The sequence below is a fragment of the Streptomyces sp. NPDC001732 genome (genome assembly GCF_053596315.1).
The window spans coordinates 24,369-31,634 of record NZ_JBSFFY010000067.1 but is presented as its reverse complement, the minus strand read 5'-3'; the positions used below and the strand labels follow the sequence as shown (position 1 = coordinate 31,634).

The 7,266-nt window shown below is 67.5% G+C and carries 5 protein-coding genes and 2 pseudogenes; 1 reads left to right on the top strand and 6 read right to left on the bottom strand.

Annotated elements, in window-relative coordinates; genetic code table 11:
- Positions 1 to 195, top strand: a pseudogene (locus ACWCXX_RS34625) (HNH endonuclease); the annotation flags it as partial.
- A gap of 329 nt (positions 196 to 524) precedes the next feature.
- Here the strand turns inward: ACWCXX_RS34625 and ACWCXX_RS34620 are convergent.
- From ACWCXX_RS34620 to tpg, 6 genes and pseudogenes are all read right to left on the bottom strand, one after another.
- Positions 525 to 3,161, bottom strand: coding sequence for a S1 family peptidase (locus ACWCXX_RS34620; RefSeq protein ID WP_451134275.1), 2,637 nt, complete (start codon positions 3,159 to 3,161; stop codon positions 525 to 527).
- A gap of 14 nt (positions 3,162 to 3,175) precedes the next feature.
- Positions 3,176 to 3,505, bottom strand: coding sequence for a trypco2 family protein (locus tag ACWCXX_RS34615; RefSeq protein WP_451134273.1), 330 nt, complete (start codon positions 3,503 to 3,505; stop codon positions 3,176 to 3,178).
- Positions 3,506 to 3,916: 411 nt separating this feature from the next.
- Positions 3,917 to 4,330 (bottom strand): recombinase family protein, encoded by a 414-nt coding sequence (locus tag ACWCXX_RS34610; RefSeq protein ID WP_451134271.1) that lies wholly within the window; start codon positions 4,328 to 4,330, stop codon positions 3,917 to 3,919.
- Between the two features lie 109 nt (positions 4,331 to 4,439).
- Positions 4,440 to 4,793, bottom strand: a pseudogene (locus ACWCXX_RS34605) (zinc finger domain-containing protein); the annotation flags it as partial.
- A gap of 475 nt (positions 4,794 to 5,268) precedes the next feature.
- Complete coding sequence (locus tag ACWCXX_RS34600; protein WP_451134269.1) at positions 5,269 to 6,480, bottom strand: MFS transporter; 1,212 nt, start codon at positions 6,478 to 6,480, stop codon at positions 5,269 to 5,271.
- A 263-nt stretch (positions 6,481 to 6,743) separates the two neighbouring features.
- Entirely contained in the window at positions 6,744 to 7,199 is a 456-nt protein-coding gene (gene tpg, locus ACWCXX_RS34595; RefSeq protein WP_451134267.1) for a telomere-protecting terminal protein Tpg, read from the bottom strand.
- Positions 7,200 to 7,266: the final 67 nt, after the last annotated feature.

Here is a 7,266-nt window from a genome sequence, read left to right as displayed (position 1 = left end):
AACCGCAGCAAAGCCGACCAGGACCCCGCCGAATGGCTCCCCCCGGCCCCCGGAGCACTGTGCCGCTACGCGGCGGAATGGACCGCGACCAAACTGCGCTGGGACCTGGCCGTGGACGAGCTCGAGAAGGACCGGCTCCTGGACATCGCGGCCAGCTGCGGCGGAACCCCCGTCACCTACACCCCCGCCCCCTGACCCGACACCCCACGAAACGGGTCCCGGCGTTCTGCCAGGGCCCGTTCCTACAACCAGCCGCTGACGCTACGCGGCGAAGCCGATGCTGGTGACGTGTACTCGTATCCTCGTGTGGCGGCGGCGCAGGGTCTCGCCGCCGTGTCCTACGGCGACTTCGCGAACTGCTTGCGCGGACTCGCGCCGTGTCAGTTGCTCAGTCTTAACGAGCGGATCTGAATCGTTGGAACGGGTACGAGGCGCTCTGGCCGCACATAGTTGACGGTCGGCAAGCGTTGTACGGGCGCTCGGGTGAGAGCTCAGCCCGCTCCCCGGCCGGCTGATTGAGCCTCTCATCCCGGCAGATCCTCGGACGTGGCTGACCGCCGGATGACTCGCAACTGGCCGAACCAGATCCGCCAGGCGTAGGTCAAGGCTGCAAGGCCGGAGGCGAGGAGAACCGGCCACACGAGCCAGGGCGGGGGCAAGTCCGGGGGCCAGTGCTGATCGAGCATGAGGCCAGACAGTGTCGTCATCCCGATCGTGAAAGGCGGAAGGATCCATGAGAGTGGAATGGTGCCGAGCTGGCGGCCTCCGAAAGCGCTCGCGACGGCCAGGTGCATGAACACGTTGATGGCGACGAAGGACCACAGAGCCCCATCGTCGTTCCCCGTGTTGGTGGTGAGAGCGACTCCGGAGGGTACGGCCGCGACCAGGACCAGGTGGCAGAGGGCCAGGAAGGTGATGGCGGTCCGGGTGAGCCAGCCCACCTGTGGTTTCACCAGGACAAAGGGAGAGTCGGCGGAGGAAGCATCTGTGCTTGTCCCCGTGTCCGGCTGTTCGGGGACGTCAGCCTCCTGGGTGAGGGGCGCGCCCAGATCGTCCCTGTCGGCGGCTGTTCGCTCCTGGGCTTCGCTGATGAGGCTGCTGGCCCACTCGTAGGTATCGGGGTCGGCGTCGGGGTGAGCGGCACGGTCGGCGACGGCGTGTTCGAGGCCGGTGAGCCACTGGCAGGCGTGGTCGGTGCCGAGCTCGGCGGTGACAGTCTGGGCCGCGAGCGGTAGCAGGCGTTGTGGGTCGGCGGCGACGGCCCGCTGGGCGCCGGCGGCGAGGCTGGGCTTGTCCTGGGCGGTGCGGGCGATGGTGCTGAGGGTCTGCCGGCATTGCTCGGTCTTGAGGGATTCGTGCTGGAGGAAAGTCTCGACGAACTCGTCGCCGCTTTCGGCCTCGACCTCGGTGAGCAACGCGGCGGCCAGTGGCGCACCGACGGCGCCCCAGTGGGCTCCGCCGGTGGCGGGGTAAGCAGCGGTCAGAATGTCGTCGAGTGCGGCCAGTTGGCGGGCGTCGGGAGGAGCGGTGACCCCGTAGCCGCGGTGATGGACGTCGAAGCACGCCCGGACGGCGGCCTGGCCGTCCCGCGCGGTACGCGCGCCGGCGAGGAACTGGGCGGCGACCAGAGTGCGAAGCAGCTTGTCGTCGATGGTGCCTTCGGGCAGGCGGGCTTCAGCGACGCGTCGTACGTACTCCACTTCGTTCGCGAGCAGGACCTCCATGGGGTGGTCCTTGAGGGCGAACTCAGGGTTGGCGTGGGCCAGAACATCGGCGAGCGCGGCGATGTGGTGGTAGATCACCGGCTGGCACGCGGCGTGCTCGATTCCGGCGCCGTAGAGGCGCGGTGCGTCGGCGACGACACGGTCCGGCCAGGTGTGGTCGCCGTGTCCGGCCTGCTGGAGCAGCCGGATGCGGCGGGCGAAGGCCGCCTTCGCCTCTACATAGATGTCCTCCGGGCTGTGACTGTCCAGCGCGTCGTCGGGCGTGAGGGTGAAGGCATGATCGACCGGGCCGACGTTCCGAGTGCGCAGGTGGCGACGCAGAGCTGGCCACCAGGTGTCATGGCCGCGGGCTAGGAGCAGGACCCGGACTGCGGCGCCGTCGTGGGAGCCGGCCAGGGCTGCCATGAGGTCGCGGATCTGGGGACGGCGGGTTTCTGCGAGGTCGACCGCCAGGAGCAGCGGGTAGCTGGCGGTGCCGAGGATCTCGTAGTCAGTGTGGGTGGGGTGTTCGGCGAGGAATCCCCCGCTCCACGGCCGCTGGTCGCCTGAGCCTGTGGTGAGCCGGTGCAGCACCTCGGTGAGGAGTCGGGATTTACCTGTGCCGCCCAGACCGGTCACGGCGGCGACGTCGATGCGATCGGCGCCATTGCACCACTGCTCGATTCGTTGAACGAGTTCGCTCACGCCCGTGAGGTCAGTGACCTGGGAGCGCGGATCGAGCAGGTAGGTGGAGGACAGTTTGGGGTCGGGTGCGTTGTCCATCAATGGCCGCAGGTCGGCGGGCTGGAGGCGCGGGGGCATGCCGCTGTGGGCTACGACCGCAGCGGTGAAGCCGTCGGCGGCCAGCAGATGTGAGAGCGGCAGCACCATGAGGATCCGGTCCCACTGGCGGTCGACCAGGCGGGCGAGACCGATCAATACGCCGTTGCAGAAGACCCCGGCCCCGGACAATCCCTGCCAGTTCTTCACCTCGGTCGGCACCGCGCCGTCTACTTCGAACCCGTACAGCTTCGAGCGAGATCCGGTGTGCGGGGCGATGGTCCCCTCCACCGTCTTCAGATCGTCGACGTACTGCTCGGGCCGGGCAGAAACCCTGCGGCGCATCGCCTTGGGAAACCCCGTCATCGAGCACACGGGGCGCCGCCCCGGATAGTCACAGACCAGCTCGCCCCAGCGCACGACGCCCACACCGGCTCCGACCAGAGTCCGGTCGGCCGTCAGCAGCACAGCGTCCAGCTCGGGGCTCTCCCACACCACCACCGCCTCGGTAAAGGAGGCGCTCGCCGTGTCCCGGACCGTGACGACACCGTCTGCGCTGGGCAGCGCCACGTGATGGGCTGTGAGCACCAGGCCGGGCGCGATCAGGCAGCCGGTCCCGTACGAGCCCTTGTTCTGGTTGCTGACTTCAACGGTCCGCAGAACCGCTCCCCCCGCCATCGCGCCGCCCCCTATTACCGCAAGCCGTCCACCGGCCCGCCGCGGCCTCCGCCTGAGTCACCGATCAGCAGATCACTGCCTTCGCCGTCCGGCGCTACCGCCAAGGTGACCGTCATGCGGTGCGTGGCCGTCTTCGCCCGCTCGCCCTTGGCATCCGCGGAGACCACGAACGCCTTGACCCCGCCACCGATTGACGCGGTATGCCGCAGCTCGATTCCCAGATCCAGCACGATCTCCTTGACCGTGAACCGAACCGGCGATCCGTCCCCGTCCTGCTGCGCGGCTGCCAGTCCCCCGCGCACCGCTTTGATCGCCTCGGACAGTTCGGTGGGCTCTAACTCCATGGTTTTCCCCTTGATCGTTTCTGTGGAGAGCCAGTCTGCCGGGCAGTACCCGACGGCGGAAGGACGCGGTCGGCGCATCATCAACTACTGAGTCCCAGTGAAGTTGTCAATCTCGTCCGGTGACGCGCGGTGGGGTTGATGGGGTTGCCCGAATTCGCTGTCGGTGTACCAGCCGATTCGGGGCTCCGGAGAGAACGGTTCTGTTCCCGTCCCCTCACATGTGGGGCCGCCATCGTTGCTGGGGGTGGTCCAGGTTCCGGGCCAGCGTGGGTGACGGGAGGTGATGGGCTTCTTGCACTTGGCGCACAGCACGGCCGGTACGCCGTCGTGCTGCTGCACTTCGTAAAGCGGGTATCGCCGAGATATGGGTCAAAGGGGCAATGAGCTGATCTCGACCCCATCGGTGCCTGTTCAGCTTCCCGGCTCATCCTCGGCGAGGATGCGGTAGACGGTGGCGACCGAGGGGTGCTGGTTCCTGTTCTTGCCCGAGGTGATGACCAGCTTCTGAGCGATCTGGGGTACGGGCACGCCGTGGGCCCCCAGGCTGCGGGCGTAGTCGGCCATGCCGTCGTCGACGACCTTGGGGCGCCCGCCGTGGCGGCCGCGCTCGCGAGCGGACGCTTGGCCTTCCAGAGACTTCTCCCGGATGTACTCGCGCTCGGACTCGGCCATGCCGGCGAAGAACGCGAAGAGGGCGGCACCGTGCCCGGAGGGGTCGTAGACACCCTGGAGGGGGCCGGTGAGGAGTTCGAGCTGGATGTCGTGGTGGCGCAGATTCTCGGCGATGGCCAGGAGCTCGGCGGCGCCGCGGCCCAGGCGCTTCATCTCGTGCCACGGTGAAGATCACCCGCTGGTGCGGGACGGCCTTCTTGATGGTGCGGGCGAAGTCCATCGCCTTGACGAACTCCGGCCGCACCTTGACCCGGGTGCTGATCTTCTCCGAGAAAACCGGGTCACAGCCTGCCTCTTTCAGGGCGTCGAGCTGGCTCTGGAGCTCTTGCTGGGCGGTACTGCAACGGGCGTATCCCACTCTCGTGGGCTTCGTCGTGGCCTCCGGCACCGCGGCGTCGATGGCCGGGCCCATCTCCCAGGCGCGGCCGGGGCCGCGGTCGGCGGGGGTCTTCACCTCCAGCTCGGCGCGGAGCTGGGGGACGAGCATGAAGCGCGGGGTGTGGTATTTCGGGGCGACCTTGCCGCCACGGGTGCGGCAGGTGCTTCCGGCGGGCGCTTCGCAGGTCGGACAGTCGAACTGTTCGACGGCGGCGGCCGGTTCGGCGGGCTGGGGCATGTCGCAGAACCTATCGCGAGGGCATTGTGTGAAATTTGTTTTGCGAGAATTTGTGAGAACGGAAATCAGGGGCAAACCGCACGCGGTCCGGTGAGGGGCTCCGGTCTCTCAGAACTACTCATTTCTGCGAGTGCGAAGCGTGACAGCCTTTCAACGGTGGTTGCGTGGCGACCTGGGCACTCTCGATCTGGAGTTCGTTCCGCTCCTGGGCCGCCGTGAGATGACCAGCGACGCCGACGGCCTGTCAGAGGTCGCTGCCCTTTCGAGCCTTCGACGAACAGACCGTCGTCGAAGGGTGGATATGTGAGGGGACCCGGCGGCGCGCCGCCTGGGCCCCTCGCTGTCAAGCCAGTCCCCACCGTGGTTGGGGCCGCCGATCCGCTGGCCCCATGGTCGACCATCCTGTCCGGGCTTCTACGGAGCACCGCACGCCAGCACCAACGCCCTGACCGCTCGGGAGGTCGGGGGCTGCTGATCAGCCTTGCTCGCAACGGTCGGGAGCGTGGTCCGCAGGCGACTCGATCTTGCGCAGCTGTGTGAATGGCACAGCGGAGGCGAGTGCGAGAGCGATCGCGCCCACGAGCAAGAGGGCGAGCCAGGCGCCGGACCTGTCGATGACGAGTCCTGCCGCGGCGGATGCCAGCGATGCGCCGAGGTTTACGGAGGTGTTGATCCATGTCGACGCTTCCGTCCGGCTGGTGTCCGGAACGATGGTGTCGGCGATGAGGTATCCGGTGATGAGGGACGGGGCGAGGAAGAGGCCGATGAGGGCGAGGCCTGCGGCGAAGAGACCGAGTGTGTCCAGCTGGGATACGAACACCGCGGCAAGCCCCATGCTGGCGCACAGGGCGAACAGCCTTTTGCCGATCCCCGACTTGAGGTTCAGTTGCCCATAGAGGAAACCTCCGAGCGCGCTTCCGCCGGCAAAGGCTGCCAGGAGCCAGCCCGAAGCTGCGACAGCATCACGTTGAGCAGCGGTGGCTGGCGCTGCGATCTCCGCGACGCCCAGTACACCACCGACGCCCAGCAGGACGACCAATACCCTTGCGAAACCTGGCTGTCGCAGTGGGCGGTCACCTTGCGCGCCGCTCCCTCCTGTCCCGCGCAGCGCCCCCGATGAGGCACTGGACGTCATCGCTGCAGTGCCGAGGGAAACCGCTGCCGCGGTCACCCAGAGTCCGATGCTGGGAGAAGTGGCCACGATGACTGCGGTGATGATGACAGGACCACCGACGAAGAGGAGCTCTTCGCAAACCGCGTCGATACTGAATGCCTTTGTTCGCTGGTCACCGGCTGTTGTGAGCGATGCCCAGACCATTCGCATCGCTGCCCCCAGGGGTGGCGCTGTCAGGCCGACCACCGCACTGAGAACGAGGAACCAGATATCCGCGACATTCTCGGCTTCCGTGATGAGCGCGAGAGCGATGAACCCGGAGGCCTGGCCCGAGGCCATCGTGGTGAGCGCGATCCGTTGACCGAATCGATCGACGGCCCGGGCACGCCAGGGGGCGGCGAGGACGTTGGCGATGCCGAACACCGCTGTTGCGAAACCGGCCTGCGTGTACGAACCCGTGCTGTCCTGGACGGCGAGGAGGAGGGCAAGACCGCCCATCGCGAGGGCGGACCGGCCGATCAGGGCGGGGAGGAAGGCGCGAAGAGCGCCAGGAAGGAGAAGTACTGCGAGCACGAAGAAGCTCCGATGATGTGCGACCGACGCTGAACGCGAGGCCGCCAAGAATCTGACGGCTATCGAGGTCCGGAGGGCAGGACAGAGCGCACCCTCAACGGATCAGAACCTGGACGGGAGAGACCCAGGACCGTCAGATGAACATCACGATGAACATCCGGGAAGGTTAACAGGACGCGGCCTCCATGCCGGCTTGGGTAATTCCGCGCTGGTGACCTCCCCTACTGCCGTAGGCCGCATCTGTTCCAGGCTGAGCTGCGCTCTCAGGGATTCAAGATCAACTCATTGCCCCTTTGACTCGTATCTCGGCGATACCCGTTGATCTGGCGCTCGCGGCCGTCGTCCGAGCTGCCCATGCAGGTGAATCCGAAGTACGCCGTCACCTCCACCATCATCCCCCGCGAGGTGGCCGCCGCTGCGCGTGCCTGTGCTCTGACCTGCGGTTGCCAGTCGGATTCGGTCTCCTCCACCAGGGCCGCCTGGAGGCGCTTCTGCGGGGTCGTCAGCTTCCCGGCCCGGTAGCGCTCCACCGTGCGGCGCGAGACGCCCAGGCGCTCCGCTACGGCCCTGGTCGACCCCTTCGCCCGCGTGAGAAGGAATTTCATCTGTGCCTTTGCGGATTTCGGTGCGGGCCGGGTGAAGACCTTCCGCTCCGCCCGCGCGAGGGCCTCCAGGACCTTGCTGCGGTCCGGGGCCGGCTGCTGCTCGTGATCGCTCATGCCTCCAGGGGCTCACGGATCGTCTGTGGACAGAGGCCGGTGTCCGCGCAGGCGGCGGGGTGCCGGC

Excerpts from the sequence above, each read along its gene's own strand:
- ACWCXX_RS34615 (WP_451134273.1), bottom strand. The coding sequence starts at position 3,505 with ATGGAGTTAGAGCCCACCGAACTGTCCGAGGCGATCAAAGCGGTGCGC.
- ACWCXX_RS34610 (WP_451134271.1), bottom strand. The coding sequence starts at position 4,330 with ATGAAGCGCCTGGGCCGCGGCGCCGCCGAGCTCCTGGCCATCGCCGAG.
- tpg (WP_451134267.1), bottom strand. The coding sequence starts at position 7,199 with ATGAGCGATCACGAGCAGCAGCCGGCCCCGGACCGCAGCAAGGTCCTG.
- ACWCXX_RS34620 (WP_451134275.1), bottom strand. The coding sequence starts at position 3,161 with ATGGCGGGGGGAGCGGTTCTGCGGACCGTTGAAGTCAGCAACCAGAAC.